This is a genomic window from Alteromonas sp. McT4-15, assembly GCF_020515205.1.
Lineage (GTDB): Bacteria > Pseudomonadota > Gammaproteobacteria > Enterobacterales > Alteromonadaceae > Alteromonas.
Map to the genome: position 1 here is coordinate 1 of NZ_JAJALG010000006.1, position 19,834 is coordinate 19,834.

Consider the following 19,834-nt stretch of genomic DNA (forward strand, 5'->3'; position numbering starts at 1 on the left):
CTCCACGGCGAGAACGCAGCTTCCCCCGAACAGTTAAGAAGAGACCACAGCGATACAGCAGAAAGAAAAATGCCGCTCACCTTAAGTGAACGGCATTAGCGCCTACGGGCGCTGTTTTTGTTTGCGTTGTACTTTCTATATTAGCGCGTATTTACTCGCTTTCTACTAATGGCCATCCACCGAGCGCTTTATACCTATTCACCATAAAGCAAAACAATTCGGTGGTTTTTTGCGCGTCATATAGCGCACTATGCGCTTCGTTTTGGTCAAAGGCTATTCCTGCTGCACGACACGCTTTCACTAACACCGTTTGACCTAAGGCCAAACCAGCCAGACTGGTGGTATCGAAAGATACGAAGGGGTGAAAAGGTGTACGCTTGATATTAGAACGCTCAATCGCCGCATTCACAAAACTCTGATCGAACGTTGCGTTGTGCGCGACAATCACAGAACGTTGGCAATCGGCATTTTTCTGCGCTTTTCTAATGCCTTTGCACAATGCTTTCATTGCATCGCTTTCGGCTATGGCACCGCGCAGTGCACAGTGAGGATCAATACCATTAAACTCCAACGCGGCAGGCTCTAGATTGGCTCCTTCGAAGGGGTCAATATGATAGTGAAACGTTTCGTCAGGATGCAAAATACCATTTTCATCCATTTTTACCGTCACCGCCGCGAGCTCAAGTAATGCATCTGTACCGGCATTGAACCCAGCAGTTTCAACGTCGATAACTACGGGAAAGTAACCTCTAAAGCGATGAGAGAGTAAGGGCGGGTTTGAAGACATAAACACTCTTGAGAACAATATCGGATGAATGGGACGGAGAAGGCCACAATCGGGCTTTTCACCAGTCAGCTAAAGCCGAATTATCGCAAGGATAATTGCCAGTTGCCAGTTTGATTTTTCAGTAGCGCTTTTTTGTGCTGCTACATGCCATTTTGACGGGCATGTAAAAGTGTAAAAAATTGACCTGATGTAGATTTAATCACTAAACTTTTCTACACTTCGGACGATAGAATAAATAAGCTCATTGCGCCTATGTGGTGAGTTTGTCTTCTTGGTTTTCAGTTTGGGTTTTCGTTATGGTGTCGAAATTAAAATATATTGTCTTTGTCGGGCTTTTAGGTTCGCTATCAGCTAGCGCGGCTATGCGACAGTATTCTGCCACCGTTGAAACTTCTAATTGGAAAGTAGACAACCCATCTCGTTTGCAATGTACCTTGAATCACGAATTACCTGGATACGGGGAAGCCTTATTTACCAGTTATGCATCTAAGCAGCTTAATATGGAATTTGAGCTGGATATGTATTTACTGCCAAGTAAGTTTGAAGTGGCATCGGTGTATTCTGTGCCACCTAAATGGATGCCTGGCGTCGCGCCTAAGCCAATAGCGGATATGTCTATTCGCAAGCAATACAATGGCGACCTTCCGCAGGATGCTGCTTGGACGATGCTCTCTGAACTTGAAAAAGGTTTTTGGCCGACTATCTACTACCAAGATTGGTATAATAAATACGACCAAGTGGCGGTAGCATTAAACGCCAGTAATTTTACAGGTGTATACCGCGAGTTCGCTAAATGTGTGTCTAACCTGCTGCCATTTAGTTTCGACGATATTTCCTATACCGTTTTGTCGTACAAAAACAACAGTACCGAATTAACTAAATACTCTCGCAAGCGCTTGAATATGATTGGAGAGTATTTAAAAGAAGATACCGAATTGGAACTCGTGCTACTTGACGGTTACACCGATAGTTACGGTGGCCGTTGGAATAACGAACAGCTATCAATTCGCCGCGCTAACGAAGTGAAGAGCTACCTTACTACACTAGGCGTTCCGGAAGATAGGATCCAGTTAACTGGCCACGGCGAAAAACGCCATATTGCCTCAAATGATACGCGAGAAAATCGCGCACAAAACCGTAGGGTCGTTGTACGCTTATCTAAATCCTAAAAGTAGGGCTTAGTGAAGATTAACTCACTTTCCCATACCATCGCGTTGGTGTCGCCATTCGTGAACAGGTGGAACGTGATCAGTAAATACACCGTTAGCTTTTATAACATCGCGCAATATTTGTAATAGCTGTGGACCTGTCATTCCCTCGGGTAATGCATCTTGTCTGTAGGTATATGGGTGAATAGCGAGTTGGTTCGCATGGGCGTTATCAAGCCACGACGCCGATTTTATTTCACCCTTTTTAAGCGCTGCGGGGTCTAATAAATGACCCAACCATGGACCGATACCATCAGCATACTGAGCAACGGCTTCCATCCCTTCTTTCGTACGCAACCAATCGTAATCAGTCGAGCTTTCTGCCCAGCTGTTTTCACCTATTAGCATTACGACTTTGCCACTGTATTTCAATTCTTCGCGAATGCGCTTTACTTCTTCAAAGTCAAAACACTGTAAGAAACTATTACCGTTTTCGCCGCCAAAATCATAAGACATCAAAGCGTCTATCACTATCTTGCTTGCATCTACGCCTTCGTTTAAGTGAAAAGCGGGGGACTTTACCTCGGGGTAAACACCCACGCGTTTGTTAAATTCGCGGTTTAGTTCACTGATAAGTTCAAAGTGTTCATAAAGCGTTGCAATAGTGAAGTTTGCTTTTGCGCCGGAATACCGTTTTTTAAATACTTGTTTACCTTCACCGTCAGCGCGCTCGTGTAAGCGTAAAGTACGCAGCTCGGCAAGTGTGAAATCTCGTACATAGTAGCGATTGTCTTCGCGGTGTCGCTGTGGAAATACCTGCTCAACATTTGACACTGTTTCAAGGTGAATGTCGTGTAAAACAACCGGGATATCGTCTTTGGTTATCACCACATCTTGTTCAATAAAGTCGGGCTCTTGTGCAAACGCCAACGTGGTAGACTCTAGTGAATGCTCTGGCAAGTATCCAGAGGCACCGCGATGTGCCACGATTGTAAATTGCGCTTCAGCTGGATCTAAAGCTTCACCGTTGGCAAAAACACCTGTGCTGATGACAGTCGATAAACTGAGAAGCGCAGCTGAACAGAGTCGTTTTGTGTTTAAGGTATATCGGCGAATGTTTATGGGTGATAAAAGTGATAGCACAGGCTCAAACTCCCTTTTGATTTATAGTCGTGAGCAAAACGCATTACAAAGCGGTTAACGCGCTTTGTTTTGAATTAACTCAATGGCGTAGCCGTCTGGGTCTCGAACAAACGCGATAACCGTGGTTCCACCTTTTACTGGACCGGGCTTACGGTATACTTCAGCACCATTAGCTTCTAATGACTGACAAAATGCGTATATGTCGTCAACCTCAATAGCGATGTGCCCGTATGCATTACCTTTGTCATAGCTGTTCTCCCCCCAATTGTAAGTGAGTTCAAGGACTGTGTTATTGGCTTCATCGCCATAGCCCACGAAGGCCAGTGTATATTCATACTCCTTGTTTTCAGACTGGCGAAGTAGGCTCATACCCATTAATTGGGTGTAAAAGTGAAGTGACGCTTCTAAGTCTTTAACTCGAAGCATGGTATGTAACATTCTCATTTTATTCTCTCAATGATGTTTTCAAACAATACCCATTAATACCTATCAATACGCGCTAACCGCCTTAACACAGGCAATGCTCAACAAAGGCATAACGCATAATGATAAAAGAGAAATGTTAACGCTTTAAGACACTACTGACTATACAAGAGGCTTTACTAAAAGCCCCACAGCCCAATATTGTCAATTTTCAAGCGACGTGGTTGTGATAGTAAGTAAACAACCATTTCACCTAAGTCTTCATTTTGAATTAACCCTTGGTCAATGTCGTCGCTGTCAGATTTTTGCGACTGTATAAGTGCGGGATTTAGGGAGTGTACATGAATACCAAACTCGCGGACTTCTTCTTGAAGTGCCTTTCCCAAACCAACCATAGCGAATTTAGATGCGCAGTATACGCCTGCGTTAGCATAGCCATTCAACGCGGCTTGCGAGGCTATATTAAGTATATATCCTTCTTTATTTTCTATCATGTTTACAACAACGGCCTTGCACATTAAGAAAGTGCCTTTGATGTTGGTGTTCATCACTTCATCCCAGTCTGCTTCACTGGTTTCCCAAATACGCGTTTCTTTGCCAAACCCGCTATTATTTATCAGTACGTGAACATCTCCAAATTCGGCGTGGACGGCTTTTACGAAGCGCGAGACTGCTTCGCTGTTGGCAACGTCACAGACATCGCCAAAGATTCTCCCAGGGTATTGACTATCAAAGTGCGCAACGGTTTCGGTAATCGTTTTCTCTGTTCGCCCGCAAATAGCAACTTTCATTCCTTGTGCTAATAAATGCGCAACAATAGTCTTTCCCAACCCTTTGCCACCACCGGTAACAATGGCCGTTTTACTTTTTAACTGATAACGATCTGACATTACTTTGCTCCATAAAAAATATGTGACTTAAAACTAGCGTAGCTAGCTAAAAATCCCCACAAACATACGTATTCATATTTTTGAATAGTAGATACTGAATGTTGCGTGAATAAAATATAAACAAGAAAGAGTGGACATTGATCAAATAACACTGTAGCCTTCGTTTCGCTCTAGATATGTTATACGTTTTTCCTATTACTGCGCTGTACCTCTCGTTATTCCTTCAAATTGAAGTTTAATCTACAGAAATACATCACTTTACTAGTTCGGTTATGTCTACGGCCTTACGGTGAGATTTCACCACAACATCAATTTTAAAAGGTTTTTATTATGTCTAATTCTGTAAACGGTACAGTTAAGTGGTTCAACGAAGAAAAAGGCTACGGCTTTCTAACACAAGATAATGGCGGAAAAGATGTTTTTGTACATTTCCGTTCAATTGCTTCTGAAGGTTTCAAGACACTTGCTGAAGGTCAGTCAGTTAGCTTTGAAGTAGAACAAGGCCAAAAAGGCCCACAAGCAGCAAACGTAGTAGTACGCTAAGTAACTGCTTCCATAAGCAAGTCTTTTCAAAGGACTTGCTTATGACGTTATGATTTTTTAGTCAGTAAAAGGACGAAAGAATATATATAAAAATAATAAAAGGAGTATTTCTTATACTATCTTCAATAACACCTCCCCAGCTTTGTAATACCATCTCTGATATTTCCGTACATAAAAATAGTATTGCTTATCGCGAAGTCGGTAACATGAAGCGCGTTGAGTTTAGCAACAAAAGCGATAGACGAGCGTTTTTGGACAAATTGCTGCAACGCTCGCTATCCTAAACAGTATTACCCAGTAACCCGTTAATCTCGCTTTAATTCAACGTCTGTGTCTGCCAACAAATAAATGCTAGCTGCATAAGCCGCAATATTTTGTGCCAGCTCGTTAGGGTTTATTTTGTCTAATGTGTCATCTGGTGTGTGGTGCAGGTCAAAGTAATCATGGCCATTTTGATTCAATCTAATTGTAGGCACACCTTTTGCGGCAAGCGGGATAATATCCGGGCCACCGCCAGCGATATCTGACCCTCCACGTACGATACCCAGTGGCGATAGAATTTTAGCTATTTCATCTACAAGTACAGTAGCTTCTGGATTTACGTTAGAGACGATTTGCCAAATTGTTTGTGCTCCAAAATCAGACTCGGTAGCTAATACATGGTTAGCTAAGTTACTTTCGTGCTGCTTGGCATACGCAAACGCACCTAAAAGCCCCACTTCTTCTGCACCAAACATTACCACGCGAATGGTACGTTTAGGACGCTCTGGTAGTGATGCAATTAATGCTGCCGCGGCGGTTGTAATAGCAATACCTGCGCCATCATCAACAGCACCCGTTCCTAAGTCCCAACTGTCTAGATGCCCCCCAATGAGAATGATTTCCTCTGGCTTCTCACTGCCTATAAGATCAAGTACTACATTGCCACTGCTCACATCGCCTTTCCATTTTGACTCAGAGTGTAGTGAAAGTGACAGCGGTTTCCCAAGGTTGTGGAGTCTGCGAAGATGATCGGCATCAGGGTTTGAAATAGCAATAACGGGAATGTCCGCCCATTTATCGTTGTCAGAGCTCATCATGCCAGAATGAGGAAAGCGATGGGAGTCAGAGCCTACAGAGCGCACTACTAAAGCTTGCGCGCCCCCGCGCTGAGCATGCTGCCAACCTATACGACGACGTTGATTGGCTTGGGAATAGCCTGCACCGGTTTGACTTTTCACCATGGCGTCGCCGTCAACAAAGGCGATCTTACCTTTAAGTGCACCCGCTTTTACATCGGTTAAAGCATGAATATCGCGAAAGTACACGACATCGGCATTAATTTCTTCATCAGAAGGCGCTGCGCCACCCAACGCTGTGCCATAAAGCGGCTGCGCATAAGGTGAAGTTAGCGATATGTGTAGGTGACCTCTATCCCAAAACGGCATAGTGAATTCTTCAATGCTAACGTTATCAAACCCAAGACGCTTACCAACAACCACGCCCCAGTCTCTTGCGCGTTTTTCTGCTTCAGAGCCGCCTAAGCGAGGACCTATTTCAGTCGTGAGAGACTCTACAATCTTATATCCCAAGTCACTTTCTAAGGCCTTCTGAATTAGCATTTCAGCATTCTTCTTTTGTTTATCGGTAATGGGTGAGCTATCAGCAAATACGCCGAAACTACAAGCGCTTACCAATGCACCAAACGCTAAATTTTTAGCGATAGAATTCAATCGAGACATGTGTTCTCCGAGGTGGGTATTTTTATTTTATTTGCCATAGGCAAGCCTATGCGTTTCATCATAGCGAATTCGTTGAAGGCTTTCGAGGTAAACGATGATGCTAAGTTGTTCATTTATCGCAAGGTATACTCGTAAAGGCTATCTCGAACCTATAGCTAGCGCTATTCAGTACATAGAACTGATAATCAGCAAAATGCAAAAAGGAGCCATTCGGCTCCTTTTTAGTTTATGGTATTACTTGCGCTTTTTCTTAAGCGCTAGTTTTTGCTTTTTCTCTTGTTCTTTTAGCACTTCGTTAATAAAGCTCTTTCTACCGAATTCTCGTGTGATGATGCATTTGTTTAAGTCGAATCCGCGGGCAGGGCAGTACTCTCTTCCGTAAAGGATAATTTGAAGGTGAAGGTCGTTCCATCTCTCTTTAGGGAATAAGCGTTTGGCATCGCGCTCGGTCTGCTCGATGCTTTTACCATTTGACAGCCCCCATCGATACATCAATCGATGTATATGTGTATCCACCGGAAATGCTGGAATACCAAAGCCCTGTGACATAACCACTGCCGCAGTTTTATGGCCAACTGCTGGCATGGCCTCTAGCGCTTCAAAATCTGCCGGAACAACGCCATTGTGCAGTTTAATGATCATGTCTGATAAGTGCCAGATACCTTTAGATTTCATTGGCGATAAGCCACACGGACGAATAATATCTTGAATTTCTTCGATACTCAGCATCACCATATCAAATGGGTTATCTGCGCGAGCAAAAAGTTTTGGCGTAATCTGGTTAACTCTTTCGTCGGTGCATTGCGCTGATAAAAGAACCGCAATAAGCAACGTATAGGGGTCTTTATGATCTAAAAAAATGGGAGTTTCTGGATAGAGTTCATCCAGAATACGCATTATTTCTTTTACTTTTTCTTGTTTTGAAATTGGCTTTGTTGGCGTAACTACTTCAGTCATTTCTATCTACTTTTTCTTGAGTAAAAGAGGCGCTAGCTCTCAGCTGTAACGCGCACGCGTTCGGCCTTAACCGTGGGTGCTTTATGTTGTGCTGCTAGTTTTGCGTCTATGCTATTTTTTATTGCAATCAGTAGTCCCATTCCCAAAAAAGCACCAGGGGGCAAAACCGCAAGTAAGAATGGATTCTCGGTTTCAAAAAGTGTGATAGTCCAGTTTTGGGCAATTGGGCCAAACAGGCGATCTGCACCAACGAGCAATGTGCCTGCACCTAAAACTTCACGCATGCCGCCTAACACAACCAGCACGGCGGTAAAACCCAGTCCCATCATAAGACCGTCATACGCCGAGGCTAGAGGACCATTTTTAGACGCAAAGGCTTCCGCACGACCTATAATGGCGCAGTTAGTCACTATTAGCGGGATAAAGATACCCAGCGCCAAATAGAGATCGTACGTGTAGGCGTTCATAAGCAGCTGAACAATGGTGACGAATGCAGCAATAATCATCACGAAAACGGGGATGCGGATCTCGTTTCGTACTATATTTCGAACCAACGATACAGTTACATTGCTACCGATGAGTACTAACATGGTAGCAATGCCAAGGCCTAACCCATTAATAAACGTGGCTGTCACCGCTAATAATGGGCAAAGACCAAGCAATTGCACTAACGCCGGGTTGTTTTTCCAAAGTCCTTGTAAAGAAAGATCGCGAAAATCAGTCATGTTATAGCGCCTCCACATGTTGAGATTGGGCGTCGTTCACGTCAGCCATCTTTTTTGCCTCAACAGTACCTGCGCCTTTACATAGGTTTGGTGCTGCAAAAAGAGCTTTCTTATTCGCTTCCACATAGAGTAGTGCCTCGCGCACGGCACCCACCACTGCTCTTGGTGTAATGGTTGCGCCAGTAAACTGATCAAATTCACCGCCATCTTTTTTTACCTTCCAAATTGAAAGGTTGTCGCTAGAGAAAGGCTTTAAGCTAAATGACATTATCCAATCGCTAACCGCAAGTTCGATTTTATCACCTAGACCTGGAGTTTCCTTGTGATCGATAACGCGAACCCCCAATACAGTAAGCTCATTGCTGTTTGTTTGTGTTGCACTACGCTCATCTAGGCTAGTGCCACTTAAAGAAACACCCACCAAAATATCAATATCGCCACTATAGCCATCGGGGGCTGTGGCTTCCAACACAAGCGCGCTTGGCTGGTTATTAAGTAGGGCGCGATACACTTTATGGCGCTTCTTACCACCTAGTTCATCTACATTCACTTCGGTGCAGTTTGCGTAAAGAGCATTGTCATGAAACTCACTGGGTACGACTTCGTTTAATACGCTGAGTAATTTCTGTTGCTTTTGCTGATCAATCTTTTCTTGTGTACCAAAAAAGGTAAGTGCAATCAACGCCGTGGTAACAACAGCGAAAGCACCTAACATAAGGCCATTCTTGGCTAAGCTCTCTTTCATCATGACTGCTTACCTCGTTGTTGTCCGACATTTTTGCCGTATACGCGGGGGCGAGTGTAATAGTCGATTAACGGTACGGCCATGTTCATGATAATGACGGCAAAGGCAACAGCGTCAGGATAGCCGCCAAATGTGCGGATAATAACAACCCAAAAACCAATAGCGGCACCAAAGATAATACGTCCCTTTGGCGTCGTAGAGGCTGACACGGGATCGGTAGCGATGAAAAACGCTCCTACCATGACGGCGCCATTAAATAAGTGGTAAAGTGGTGATGCGTAATAATCGGCATCTAAAAGATGTAGTAGCGTGGCACAAATCAACACGCTAATTAGCATGCCGCCAGGAATGTGCCAATTGATCACTTTCGCTTTCCACAAAAAGAGGCCACCTAAAAGATAAGCTGCACTTACTACGCTCCAACCTGCACCCGCTGCTTCAAAAATACCACCGTCAAATATGGGGTTCGACAACGATTCGCTATAGGTAACACCTTGAGTAAGGTTGGTTTTCAATGTATCAAGCGGCGTTGCCATAGTTACGCCATCAGCAATTGTTTTTAACTGAGTTACATCGTATCCGCTGGTGGTAAATCCAGAAAAAATCAGCGAAAAGGAATCAAGAAATGTTGGCGTAATTGCCGCATGAGTAGTGGGGGGGAGCCACAAACTCATTGCACCAGGGAATGATATTAACAACACCACATAAGCCACCATAGCTGGGTTGAAAATATTAAACCCCAAACCGCCGTATAATTGTTTAGCTACCGCGATAGCAAAAAATACGCCTATTACCGTCATCCACCATGGCAACGTTGGGGGGATACTTATCGCAATAAGCAATGCAGTTAATGCTGCACTGTAATCCGTTAATGTGCGCTCAATAGGACGCTTTCTAACAAAAAGAATTATTCCTTCGATGACCAGAGCACTTGCCACCGCAAGTACTGCTTGAATTAGCACGCCCCAGCCAAAATAATATGCTTGCGATACTATGCCGGGGATCATCGCATAAACAACCATGCGCATTACTTGTCCTGTATCGCGCTTAACCCTTTGGTGCGGTGAGCTTGATAGACTTAACTTCATCAGGATTCATTCTCTCTTTCTGCAGCCGCTTTTTTTGCCTTCGCTTTTGCAACAGCAGCCGCAATGCGGGCCTTTTTCTCATCAGCAGGTGCGCTAGGTGATGTTGAGGCGCTACTGGATGTTGACGTTTGAGCATCAGTGTCGAGTTGCTCAGATGAGTCTGAAGCCTGAACTGTTGATTCACGCCCCATTTGCTGAGCGGCTTTCTTAGCTTTTGCCTTTGCTACAGCGGCTGCTATTCGTGCTTTCTTCTCGTCAACTTCGCTGTCTGCGCCATTAGCATCAGGGGCATCGTGAGGAGCATTAGTTTGTTCTTGTGCCGCCTTTTTCGCTTTGGCTTTCGCCACCGCGGCAGCAATTCTTGCTTTTTTCTCATCTTGCGCTGATGCGCTATCTGTTGCATCACTTGTTGGTGTGTTATCGGTCAGCACGTTTTCAGATACAGCAGGTTGTTCAGCGCTTACTTGTGATGCTTTTTTGGCTTTAGCTTTGGCGATAGCCGCAGCGATTTTGGCTTTCTTATCATCTTGTTCAGTGCTATGTACTTCCACTGCACTTGAGCTGTTATCAGCAGAATCATGAGTCGGCACATTGGCATCGCTAGCTTTAGCTGCTTTCTTTGCTTTTGCTCTGGCGATAGCTGCAGCAACCTTGGCTTTTCTATCGTCAGGCTCACCGCTGGGCACTGCTGAATCTATCGTGTTGTTATCAGTAGATTCACTTGATATTAAATTCGCATCATTGGCTTTAGCGGCTTTCTTCGCTTTTGCTCTGGCAATAGCAGCGGCAACTTGAGCCTTTTTGTCATCTTGAGCTGCGTCTGCCGGCGCTGTCTGAGAATCGTTTGTTTGTGCTTGCAGTGCGGCTTTCTTTGCTTTCGCTCTAGCTAGCGCCGCAGCGACCTTGTCTTTTGCTTCGTTGGTGGAAGATTCTGATGGCGCTTCGCCAGTTACACGTTGCTCTTTGGCTTTGTTAGCGGCTAATCGCGCCTCTTTAGCCTTTCTGTGTTTTTCTTCTCGCTCGCGTTTTTCGCGCTCTAAACGTTCTTTGCGCGCTTCAAAACGTTGTTTCGCTTTCTCTGCTTTGTTTTTCTCATCTCGCTGCAAGCGAATTTCGGCTTTAGCTTGGCGATAGTAGTGCACAAGCGGAATTTCACTGGGGCACACGTATGCACAAGCCCCACATTCGATACAATCAAATAAGTCGTATTCTTCAGCTTTGTCGTACTCTTTAGCTTTCGCATGCCAAAACATTTGTTGCGGCAGCAAAGAAGCAGGACACGCGTCAGCGCACGCGCTGCATCGAATACATGGGCGCTCTGCATTGTCATCAACAAGCTCTTTTTTACTTGGAACCAGCAAACAGTTCGTCGTTTTTACCACTGGAATGGTGGCATCTGACAGGGTAAAGCCCATCATAGGACCGCCCATAATAACCTTGGGAGCTGTCTGTTTTTTCGGGTTATATTGCGCTTCGTCTAGTAGGTGAGAGACCGGTGTACCTAATAGCGCTTTAAAATTACACGGCGACTCAACAGCTTCACCGGTAACAGTAACTACTCGTTCAATCAGTGGCTTACCATTTAAAATTGCGTCTGCAATTGCGAAGCAAGTGCCCACGTTAAACATCATCACCCCAACATCTGCGGGTAACCCGTTTCTCGGTACTTCTCGCCCGGTTAATACCTGAATTAACTGTTTTTCACCGCCAGCAGGATATTTGGTTTCTACGCTGACTACGCGGTATTCCTTTTTGTCCTCACAGGCAATATTCAGTGCTTCAAATGCTTCTGGTTTATTGTCTTCGATGGCAACAACGACGGCTTTAGGACCTATGAGGTGCGTAAGAATATCGAGTCCTTGTCTTATCTGCCATGCAAATTCGCGCATCAGCCGATCGTCAGAGGTGATATATGGCTCGCACTCAATGCCATTTAGAATAAGGAACTCAACAGGCTTAGACGTCGACGTTTTGATGTGCGTAGGAAAGCCTGCGCCGCCCATTCCGGAAATACCCGCTTGGCAAATCATTTCAATAATTTTGCCTTTCTCTACCTCTGTATAATTTGAAAGAGGAGAAAGATCGCACCATGTATCTCTGCCATCGGGTTTAATGCTGACACACATCTCGGTCAAACCGCTGGGGTGAGCTACGACATGAGGCGCAATGGCCACTACTTCTCCAGAAGTGGGCGCATGCACTGGAACAGAAAATGGCGACGAACTTTGTGACAATACTTGCCCTTTTAGTACGTGGTCGCCAACTTCTACGCAGCAAATGCCGTCTGAGCCGATGTGCTGACGAAGTGGTATCACCAACAAGGCCGGTAGAGAAGGCTGCTTTATTGGTGTTGTATTGGAAAGTGCCTTCTTGTCATCCGGGTGTACACCGCCAGGAAACGTGTACATTTTCCCAGAGTTCAGGTTTTCTATAATTGAATCAAAACTTGGATACATCACAATTAAGATACCATTTTCACTGGGATATCACCTTTGGGAGATGACGAAAAATCCCATTTCCACGTAGACGTGGTTTGAACGATAGGAACCATATCAATACAGTCGACAGGGCAGGGGTCTACGCACAGATCGCAACCAGTACATTCATCGGTAATGACCGTGTGCATGTGTTTAGCTGCCCCTAAAATAGCGTCAACAGGACAAGCTTGAATACATTTAGTGCACCCAATGCATTCATCCTCGCGAATAAACGCGACTTTTTTTACATCTTCTTCGCCATGCGCTGCATCAAGAGGTTTAGGCTCTACGCCCATTAAATCAGCTAACTTTTTAATTGTAGCCTCGCCACCTGGGGGGCATTTGTTGATATCGTCGCCATTAGCGATAGCTTCGGCATAAGGTTTACACCCGGGGTAACCACACTGACCACATTGAGTTTGGGGAAGAACAGCGTCAATTTGTTCAACGAGAGGGTCTCCCTCAACTTTAAAGCGAATGCTGGCGTACCCTAAAACTAGACCAAAGCAAAGTGCTAAAACACCGATTGCAATTACGGCAAAAATGATTGCTGTAGATACTGTCATTAGAATTTCACCAACCCACTGAATCCCATAAACGCCAATGACATTAATCCTGCTGTTATCATTGCTATTGAAGCTCCTTTAAATGGAGTAGGAACATCAGCGGCTGCCAACCTTTCTCGCATTGCCGCAAAAAGTATGAGTACTAATGAAAAACCAACCGCGGCGCCGAACCCGTAAATGAGGCTCTCTATAAAATTGTGCTGCTCAGTTAGGTTTAGAAGCGCTACACCCAATACGGCACAGTTAGTGGTAATAAGTGGCAGGAAAATACCGAGTAGTCGGTAAAGCGTAGGACTAGTTTTATGCACGACCATCTCAGTAAACTGCACGACAACGGCAATCACCAGAATAAAAGCAAGCGTACGTAAGTAGCCTATGCCCAAAGGGGCGAGTAAATAAGTTTCGACAAGGTAACTGGATGCAGAGGCGAGGGTAAGCACGAATGTGGTTGCCATAGACATACCCATAGCCGTTTCGAGCTTACTAGAGACTCCCATGAAAGGACACAAACCAAGAAACTTCACCAAAACGAAGTTATTTACCAGTACTGTACCAATCAATAATAGTAAAAATTCAGTCATGAATTACGCAATTCCCTCAAGGAATTTAACGGGGAAACACTACTGTTTATATATGTAGGCAAAATCCCGCGAATTAATAAAAAAGAAATATGGCGCTATTATCCCTTTTTAGAGCAGGATTAACAACTTGATTGAATTAGGGATATTTAATTAAAAACTACAAAGATAAGGGAAAATCGAGATAAGTAACTATAAGAAATTGTAGAGCCAACTAAGTGGCTCCCCCTCCCCGACTCGAACGGGGGACCTGCGGATTAACAGTCCGTCGCTCTAACCAACTGAGCTAAGGGGGAATCGACACCTAAGTTGTTGCTGAAGTTGGCTCCCCCTCCCCGACTCGAACGGGGGACCTGCGGATTAACAGTCCGTCGCTCTAACCAACTGAGCTAAGGGGGACCTGTGCTTCAACGGAGGCGAATATTAAAGAGGTAGTTAGTTGCTGTCAACAACATAAATGAAATAATTGTGCTGACTGCGCAAAAAATAGCTTTTTAGCGCTTTTGTGCTCAATTTGTCATCAAAAAGACAAAAGTGATGGTTAATATGTACGCAACTCACTCACTTTCGCTTGTAAAAGGATACTGTGACCAATAGTGAATACCTTTTATGTGCCTACTCTTTTTATATCTCGCAGGATGTCTCTACTATAACAAAATAGAATAAAAAAAAGCTTTGATACTGGTATTATGTACAGTCTTTAATAAATCTGTAACCTGTACCTACGTAGTAAAAGGTTAGTCACCACTTACGTCTTTTTTTTTAAACGAGTCACAACATCGCGCCAAATATGGTCTAGCGTTAGTTATCCACTAAATCTGTGGATAACTATGTTGATAGCTTGGCAAGTTGGGAATGTTGTACGCGATCACTATTGGTATGATCATCATCACATTGTTGCCGATGTTGGTATTTATCCAATTTAAACAGGTGGTTATGTGTTGTTTTGTGATCGGAAGTGCTGATCGAAATTGATCGGTTGAACAAAAAGTAGCTTGTGTGTTAATTCAACGAATGATTAAAAGCTACGCAAAAAAATCCGCGTTATTTCTCAGTGCGTTACATTGTGTTAACAATTTTGGCGGTGAATTGCTCAATGGCTGTGAATAGCGAAATAACCTTAAGTGGCTACTTTGAGATTAGTAAAACTGAAACAGATTAGAAATTTAACTGTAATGTGAACAGTCATCACAGTTCAGTGCAATAGCAGCGTAAAAACATTACTTTATGCAGTGTTCATAGTAAAGCAGGCTTATTCTTGGTTTTTGTAGAAAACTCTTTGTCGCATAAGCGATAATGCTAACCAGTGCCCTTATCCATTGTTTAGTTTATCGAATACACATAGCCAAGTGAGGTGCACTCTTTTACACTTTGCTATTCTCCATTTTTCATGCCGCATACAACGCTGAGGCTTAAGTGAATAAAAGTACTACACAAAAACACGCTTCTGATTTACTTCAAGGAGATATTGGCGCAACGCTTAAACGAATGACAATACCCATGATTTTAGGCATGGTTATGATGATGAGCTTTGGCCTAATTGATACTTTCTTTGTTAGTTTATTGGGCACTGACCCTCTCGCGGCGATAAGTTTTACGTTTCCAGTGACCTTTACGGTTATTAGCTTAAATATAGGGTTGGGCATTGGAACATCAGCAATTATTGGGAAATTGCAAGGAAGTAAAGCGCTCGAAAAGTCGCAGCTGTATGCATCCGGTTCACTCATGCTTTCGGTACTATTGGTCGGCACCCTTGCTATTATTGGTTTCGTTTCAATCGAGCCTGTATTTAAGCTTCTCAACGCCTCTGAACGATTAATGCCTTATATCTCTGACTATATGGGGCTGTGGTATTTGTCGAGTATTTTCCTTGCAATGCCAATGGTAGGCAATAGCGTACTAAGAGCATGCGGTGACACACGCACACCAAGTATAGTGATGGCTGCAGGTGGTGGACTAAACGCATTACTCGACCCCATCTTTATTTTTGGTTTAGGTCCTATTCCTGCAATGGGAATAAAAGGCGCGGCATTAGCTACCTTTATTGCTTGGGTGGTAGGTGCGATGTGGATCCTCTATATCCTCGCGGTGCGCAGAAAGCTTATGTTGCCACGACTGCTCACCATTGGTGAATTAAGGGAAAGTAGTAGAGAAATTTTAAAAATTGGTCTTCCTGCAGCAGGCGCTAACATGCTCACGCCAGTGGCTGGTGGTGTAATGACTGCTGTAGTTGCTAGCTATGGTGCAGAAGCTGTCGCGGCATGGGGGGTGGGAAATCGAATGGAATCTATTGCCAGTATTGTTGTGTTGGCCTTGTCCATGACATTGCCTCCTTTTATCAGTCAGAATGTCGGCGCGATGCAAGTTGAACGTGTGAAAAAAGCGTACTCTTTAACCCTTAAATTTGTGCTTGTTTGGCAGTTAATTATTTTTCTTGTTATGTGGTCCATGTCGAGCTGGATAGCCGTGGCATTTGCTAATGAAGCAGAAGTCAGTGTACTTATTCAGCTTTTCTTAATGATTGTACCCCTGGGTTATGGCATGCAAGGAATCATCATTTTAACAAATTCATCATTAAACGCGATGCACCGTCCCATGACGGCGTTGGTACTTAGTGTCATCCGACTTTTTGTTTTTTTCGTACCCATCAGCATTGTGGGTAGCATGCTTTTCGGTTTAAAAGGCCTTTTTGTAGGTAATGTTATCGCCAATATCGTTATGGCAAGTATTTCGTTTGTTGTATTTAAACGCGCGATTGCGCAGTTTGAGTCCGATAATGCGGTTTTAAATAAGGTTGTTTAGATGAGTAGAGGATTCGAACTACATTCGAAGTATAAACCTGCTGGTGATCAGCCTGCAGCTATAGAGGCCCTTGTAGATGGGTTAGATAGCGGTTTGGCCGGGCAGACGTTGCTGGGTGTTACGGGGTCAGGTAAAACTTTTACCATGGCCAACGTTATCAATGAAGTTCAGCGTCCGACCCTTATTTTGGCGCACAATAAAACCCTAGCCGCGCAGTTGTATGGTGAAATGAAAGAGTTCTTTCCCAACAATGCGGTCGAATATTTTGTGTCGTACTACGACTATTACCAGCCTGAAGCCTATGTTCCAAGCACTGATACGTTTATTGAAAAAGATGCATCAATAAATGATCACATCGAGCAAATGCGTCTTTCTGCGACAAAAGCACTAATGGAAAGGCGTGACGTTGTTATTGTCGCCAGTGTCTCAGCCATTTATGGCTTGGGCGACCCAGAATCGTACATGAAAATGCTTCTTCATCTTCGCCAAGGCGACACGATGGATCAGCGTGATATTCTTAGACGACTTGCTGAATTACAGTATAAGCGTAACGATTTGGCCTTTGAGCGAGGTACGTTTCGTGTGCGTGGCGATGTAATAGATATATTCCCTGCGGATTCTGAAAAGCAGGCGGTAAGGGTTGAATTGTTTGATGATGAAATCGATAAAATAAGCTTATTCGATCCGCTCACAGGGGCTGTAGATAAATCAGTTATTCGCGCAACGGTATTCCCTAAAACTCATTACGTGACACCCCGTGAGAAGATCCTAAATGCTATTGAGCATATTAAAGATGAGCTTGGTGAGCGAAAAAAGCAGTTACAAGAAGCCAATAAGCTCATAGAAGAACAGCGTATTTCTCAACGCACGCAGTTTGATATCGAAATGATGATGGAGCTGGGATACTGTTCAGGAATCGAAAATTATTCACGCTATTTGTCAGGCCGAGCGCCAGGTGAACCACCACCAACGCTTCTTGATTACTTTCCTGCAGATGGCTTGATGTTTATTGATGAGTCTCATGTGACCGTATCGCAAATAGGCGCCATGTATCGCGGAGACCGGTCACGCAAAGAAACACTGGTGGAGTTTGGCTTCAGATTGCCTTCAGCGCTGGATAATCGACCGCTAAAATTTGAAGAGTTTGAGCAGATTTGTCCCCAAACCATTTATGTATCTGCAACCCCAGGTGACTATGAGCTGAAAAAGACCGATGGAGAAATTGTAGAACAAGTGGTACGTCCTACCGGGCTACTTGATCCCATTATCGAAGTTAGACCTGTTGCTACTCAGGTTGATGATGTGCTCTCAGAAATCCAAAAACGCGTTGAACTAGATGAAAGGGTACTGATCACTACGCTGACCAAACGTATGGCTGAAGATTTAAGTGAATACTTAAATGAGCACGGCGTCAAAGTGCGATATTTACATTCGGATATCGATACTGTTGAGCGAATCGAAATAATTAGAGATTTGAGGCTTGGTAAATTTGATGTGTTAGTAGGTATTAACTTACTTCGAGAAGGTTTAGATATGCCAGAGGTGTCCCTCGTGGCAATTTTAGATGCTGACAAAGAAGGTTTTTTGCGTGCTGAGCGCTCACTTATACAGACAATAGGCCGTGCTGCTCGACATGTGAACGGAAAGGCGATTTTGTATGCTGACTCTATTACAAAGTCGATGAAAAAAGCCATGGACGAAACTGACCGACGCAGAGAAAAACAAATTGAGCACAATAAGGCAAACAATATAACGCCGATGCGTCTTAACAAGCCCATCACTGATATTATGGACTTAGGCGATAGTGCACACCCCGCTTCTGGCAAGGTGAAATTGCGTAAAGTTGAAGAGAAGAAGAAACAGCAAAAAGCAGCAAGTGCCACGGAAATTATGGATCAGATAGCTGAGCTAGAAAAACAAATGTTCGAATATGCGAGGGAGCTTGAGTTCGAGAAAGCGGCGTCGTTAAGAGACGATATTGAAGCACTGCGTAAGCAAGTGGTGACGCTTTCATAGCGATATTATTTATTTGCGATTGCATTTAAAAATACGAAAGCCTCCGGTGACTCACAGGGGGCTTTCGTTTATTTACAACTTTAGTATATAGCGCGATAACACAAAATTTGACCAATGCGTGAGTAAGTCTACAATTTTGAGATAAAAAGCAGTAATTTGTCGTTGTAATAGCACGGCTAGTTTCATATAGTGCTAGTTTGAGTATCGATAACTATACCTATAAACAGGTGCTAAATATGCTTAATCGTCTTCAGGAATCAGATATAAAGCTATTGCGTGTTTTCTACGCTGTAGCGAGCTGCAACGGATTTACTGCGGCAGAGCCAGTGTTGCGTATGCAACGCCCAAATATTAGTGCAGCAATCAAAAAATTAGAAGAACGTTTAGACTTGGTCCTGTGCCACCGAGGTCGTGGTGGATTTCAAATGACAAAAGAAGGCGAAGTGGTTTTCCAAGAAACCAAACGCATATTTAACGCTTTCGACAATTTTGTTTTCAATCTTAAATCGCTACACGACGACTATTCAGGCCATATTACGTTAGTACTCATGGCAGGCCTTCCGCTTTCTATGCATTTAGCTGTGAGTAAAGCGGTTAAAAGTACTATGAAAAAGTTTGATGATATTCACGTGAATATTCAAACTCGGTTATACAATGAGGTTGAGCATGTTGCCTTGTCGGGTGAATGTCACTTGGTCGTATCTACTTACGATATGGTCAAGCCAGAATCAGTAACCTTCCATCCTATTGGCTTGAAAACACCTGGCCGCTTGTACTGTGCACCAACGCATCCGTTAGCGAAATACCGTGACACAGACCTGCCTGATAATATAAAAATAGAAGATTACCCTGCTATTGGCATTTCAGGTTTGTCTTCGGCAAATTACATTGAAGACGAATCTCGATTGTCTATTCAAACGTTTTCCGATTCCTATGATGCTGCGATGTCAGCCATTATGACTGGTGAATATGTTGGCTTGTTACCAGACTATATGGCAAAAGAGCAAGGTGCTGCGCTAGGACTTGTTCCCATTGCAAAGGGAAGTTTGTTTAATTTTAGCCATGAATTATTTGTGATGAATGGCAAAAATACGCGGCTTAACCCAGTACTGCGCCATTGTATAAAAGAGTTGAGCTACTTTATTTCTGAAAGCCAGAAATAAAACCTTATCGATAAACTCTACTATTAGTATGCACACTATAGCCTTGCAACTTGCGAGGCTTT

The 19,834-nt window shown here is 43.8% G+C and carries 17 protein-coding genes and 2 tRNA genes; 5 read left to right on the plus strand and 14 right to left on the minus strand.

The genetic code is table 11. The features are described 5' to 3' along the window. Window positions 1-151: 151 nt before the first annotated feature. Entirely contained in the window at window positions 152-787 is a 636-nt protein-coding gene (gene rnt, locus LHL20_RS06475; RefSeq protein ID WP_226432715.1) for a ribonuclease T, read from the minus strand. A 296-nt stretch (window positions 788-1,083) separates the two neighbouring features. On the opposite strand from rnt, the gene LHL20_RS06480 reads away from it, so the two are divergent. Next, window positions 1,084-1,956 (plus strand): flagellar protein MotY, encoded by an 873-nt coding sequence (locus LHL20_RS06480; protein ID WP_159623242.1) that lies wholly within the window; start codon window positions 1,084-1,086, stop codon window positions 1,954-1,956. Window positions 1,957-1,980: 24 nt separating this feature from the next. On the opposite strand, the gene glpQ is transcribed toward LHL20_RS06480, so the two are convergent. From glpQ to LHL20_RS06495, 3 genes are all read right to left on the minus strand, one after another. Then, on the minus strand, window positions 1,981-2,985 hold the full coding sequence (gene glpQ / locus LHL20_RS06485) for a glycerophosphodiester phosphodiesterase (protein ID WP_226432826.1): 1,005 nt from the start codon (window positions 2,983-2,985) through the stop codon (window positions 1,981-1,983). A gap of 147 nt (window positions 2,986-3,132) precedes the next feature. After that, window positions 3,133-3,522, minus strand: a complete 390-nt coding sequence (gloA, locus tag LHL20_RS06490; RefSeq protein WP_226432716.1) for a lactoylglutathione lyase — start codon at window positions 3,520-3,522, stop codon at window positions 3,133-3,135. Between the two features lie 158 nt (window positions 3,523-3,680). Beyond that, a complete protein-coding gene (locus LHL20_RS06495; protein WP_226432717.1) occupies window positions 3,681-4,391 on the minus strand; it encodes an SDR family oxidoreductase in 711 nt (236 codons plus the stop codon). 330 nt (window positions 4,392-4,721) lie between these two features. On the opposite strand from LHL20_RS06495, the gene cspE reads away from it, so the two are divergent. Next, on the plus strand, window positions 4,722-4,934 hold the full coding sequence (gene cspE, locus LHL20_RS06500; protein WP_159623236.1) for a transcription antiterminator/RNA stability regulator CspE: 213 nt from the start codon (window positions 4,722-4,724) through the stop codon (window positions 4,932-4,934). Window positions 4,935-5,239: 305 nt separating this feature from the next. On the opposite strand, the gene LHL20_RS06505 is transcribed toward cspE, so the two are convergent. The 10 genes from LHL20_RS06505 to LHL20_RS06550 form a co-directional block, all read right to left on the minus strand. Further along, window positions 5,240-6,655 (minus strand): M20/M25/M40 family metallo-hydrolase, encoded by a 1,416-nt coding sequence (locus LHL20_RS06505; protein ID WP_202264414.1) that lies wholly within the window; start codon window positions 6,653-6,655, stop codon window positions 5,240-5,242. A gap of 234 nt (window positions 6,656-6,889) precedes the next feature. After that, the gene (locus tag LHL20_RS06510; protein ID WP_226432718.1) at window positions 6,890-7,612 is read right to left on the minus strand and encodes an endonuclease III domain-containing protein; all 723 of its coding nucleotides are present in this window, start codon (window positions 7,610-7,612) and stop codon (window positions 6,890-6,892) included. A gap of 32 nt (window positions 7,613-7,644) precedes the next feature. Continuing rightward, window positions 7,645-8,337: an electron transport complex subunit E gene (locus tag LHL20_RS06515; RefSeq protein WP_226432719.1), complete on the minus strand. Its 693-nt coding sequence runs from the start codon at window positions 8,335-8,337 to the stop codon at window positions 7,645-7,647. A gap of 1 nt (window position 8,338) precedes the next feature. Further along, a complete protein-coding gene (locus tag LHL20_RS06520) occupies window positions 8,339-9,085 on the minus strand; it encodes an RnfABCDGE type electron transport complex subunit G (protein WP_226432720.1) in 747 nt (248 codons plus the stop codon). Beyond that, window positions 9,082-10,170, minus strand: a complete 1,089-nt coding sequence (gene rsxD / locus LHL20_RS06525) for an electron transport complex subunit RsxD (protein ID WP_226432721.1) — start codon at window positions 10,168-10,170, stop codon at window positions 9,082-9,084. The genes LHL20_RS06520 and rsxD overlap by 4 nt, the downstream gene beginning before the upstream one ends. Further along, entirely contained in the window at window positions 10,170-12,626 is a 2,457-nt protein-coding gene (gene rsxC / locus LHL20_RS06530; RefSeq protein WP_226432827.1) for an electron transport complex subunit RsxC, read from the minus strand. The genes rsxD and rsxC overlap by 1 nt, the downstream gene beginning before the upstream one ends. 5 nt (window positions 12,627-12,631) lie before the next feature. Next, window positions 12,632-13,213 carry an electron transport complex subunit RsxB gene (gene rsxB, locus LHL20_RS06535; RefSeq protein ID WP_159623224.1) on the minus strand — a complete coding sequence of 194 codons (582 nt, stop codon included), beginning with the start codon at window positions 13,211-13,213 and terminating at the stop codon, window positions 12,632-12,634. After that, on the minus strand, window positions 13,213-13,794 hold the full coding sequence (rsxA, locus tag LHL20_RS06540) for an electron transport complex subunit RsxA (protein WP_202264427.1): 582 nt from the start codon (window positions 13,792-13,794) through the stop codon (window positions 13,213-13,215). The genes rsxB and rsxA overlap by 1 nt, the downstream gene beginning before the upstream one ends. A gap of 216 nt (window positions 13,795-14,010) precedes the next feature. Further along, window positions 14,011-14,087 (minus strand) — tRNA-Asn (locus LHL20_RS06545). A 26-nt stretch (window positions 14,088-14,113) separates the two neighbouring features. After that, window positions 14,114-14,190, minus strand: a tRNA-Asn gene (locus LHL20_RS06550). Window positions 14,191-15,279: 1,089 nt separating this feature from the next. On the opposite strand from LHL20_RS06550, the gene LHL20_RS06555 reads away from it, so the two are divergent. From LHL20_RS06555 to LHL20_RS06565, 3 genes are all read left to right on the plus strand, one after another. After that, window positions 15,280-16,593, plus strand: coding sequence for an MATE family efflux transporter (locus tag LHL20_RS06555; protein ID WP_159623220.1), 1,314 nt, complete (start codon window positions 15,280-15,282; stop codon window positions 16,591-16,593). Beyond that, window positions 16,594-18,609 (plus strand): excinuclease ABC subunit UvrB, encoded by a 2,016-nt coding sequence (uvrB, locus tag LHL20_RS06560; protein WP_159623204.1) that lies wholly within the window; start codon window positions 16,594-16,596, stop codon window positions 18,607-18,609. Window positions 18,610-18,845: 236 nt separating this feature from the next. Then, entirely contained in the window at window positions 18,846-19,772 is a 927-nt protein-coding gene (locus LHL20_RS06565; protein WP_226432722.1) for a LysR family transcriptional regulator, read from the plus strand. Window positions 19,773-19,834: the final 62 nt, after the last annotated feature.

Coding starts and splice junctions, on each gene's coding strand:
- rnt (WP_226432715.1), bottom strand. CDS start 787: ATGTCTTCAAACCCGCCCTTACTCTCTCATCGCTTTAGAGGTTACTTT.
- LHL20_RS06480 (WP_159623242.1), top strand. CDS start 1,084: ATGGTGTCGAAATTAAAATATATTGTCTTTGTCGGGCTTTTAGGTTCG.
- gloA (WP_226432716.1), bottom strand. CDS start 3,522: ATGAGAATGTTACATACCATGCTTCGAGTTAAAGACTTAGAAGCGTCA.
- LHL20_RS06495 (WP_226432717.1), bottom strand. CDS start 4,391: ATGTCAGATCGTTATCAGTTAAAAAGTAAAACGGCCATTGTTACCGGT.
- cspE (WP_159623236.1), top strand. CDS start 4,722: ATGTCTAATTCTGTAAACGGTACAGTTAAGTGGTTCAACGAAGAAAAA.
- LHL20_RS06505 (WP_202264414.1), bottom strand. CDS start 6,655: ATGTCTCGATTGAATTCTATCGCTAAAAATTTAGCGTTTGGTGCATTG.
- LHL20_RS06510 (WP_226432718.1), bottom strand. CDS start 7,612: ATGACTGAAGTAGTTACGCCAACAAAGCCAATTTCAAAACAAGAAAAA.
- LHL20_RS06515 (WP_226432719.1), bottom strand. CDS start 8,337: ATGACTGATTTTCGCGATCTTTCTTTACAAGGACTTTGGAAAAACAAC.
- LHL20_RS06520 (WP_226432720.1), bottom strand. CDS start 9,085: ATGATGAAAGAGAGCTTAGCCAAGAATGGCCTTATGTTAGGTGCTTTC.
- rsxD (WP_226432721.1), bottom strand. CDS start 10,170: ATGAAGTTAAGTCTATCAAGCTCACCGCACCAAAGGGTTAAGCGCGAT.
- rsxC (WP_226432827.1), bottom strand. CDS start 12,626: ATGTATCCAAGTTTTGATTCAATTATAGAAAACCTGAACTCTGGGAAA.
- rsxB (WP_159623224.1), bottom strand. CDS start 13,213: ATGACAGTATCTACAGCAATCATTTTTGCCGTAATTGCAATCGGTGTT.
- rsxA (WP_202264427.1), bottom strand. CDS start 13,794: ATGACTGAATTTTTACTATTATTGATTGGTACAGTACTGGTAAATAAC.
- LHL20_RS06555 (WP_159623220.1), top strand. CDS start 15,280: ATGACAATACCCATGATTTTAGGCATGGTTATGATGATGAGCTTTGGC.
- uvrB (WP_159623204.1), top strand. CDS start 16,594: ATGAGTAGAGGATTCGAACTACATTCGAAGTATAAACCTGCTGGTGAT.
- LHL20_RS06565 (WP_226432722.1), top strand. CDS start 18,846: ATGCTTAATCGTCTTCAGGAATCAGATATAAAGCTATTGCGTGTTTTC.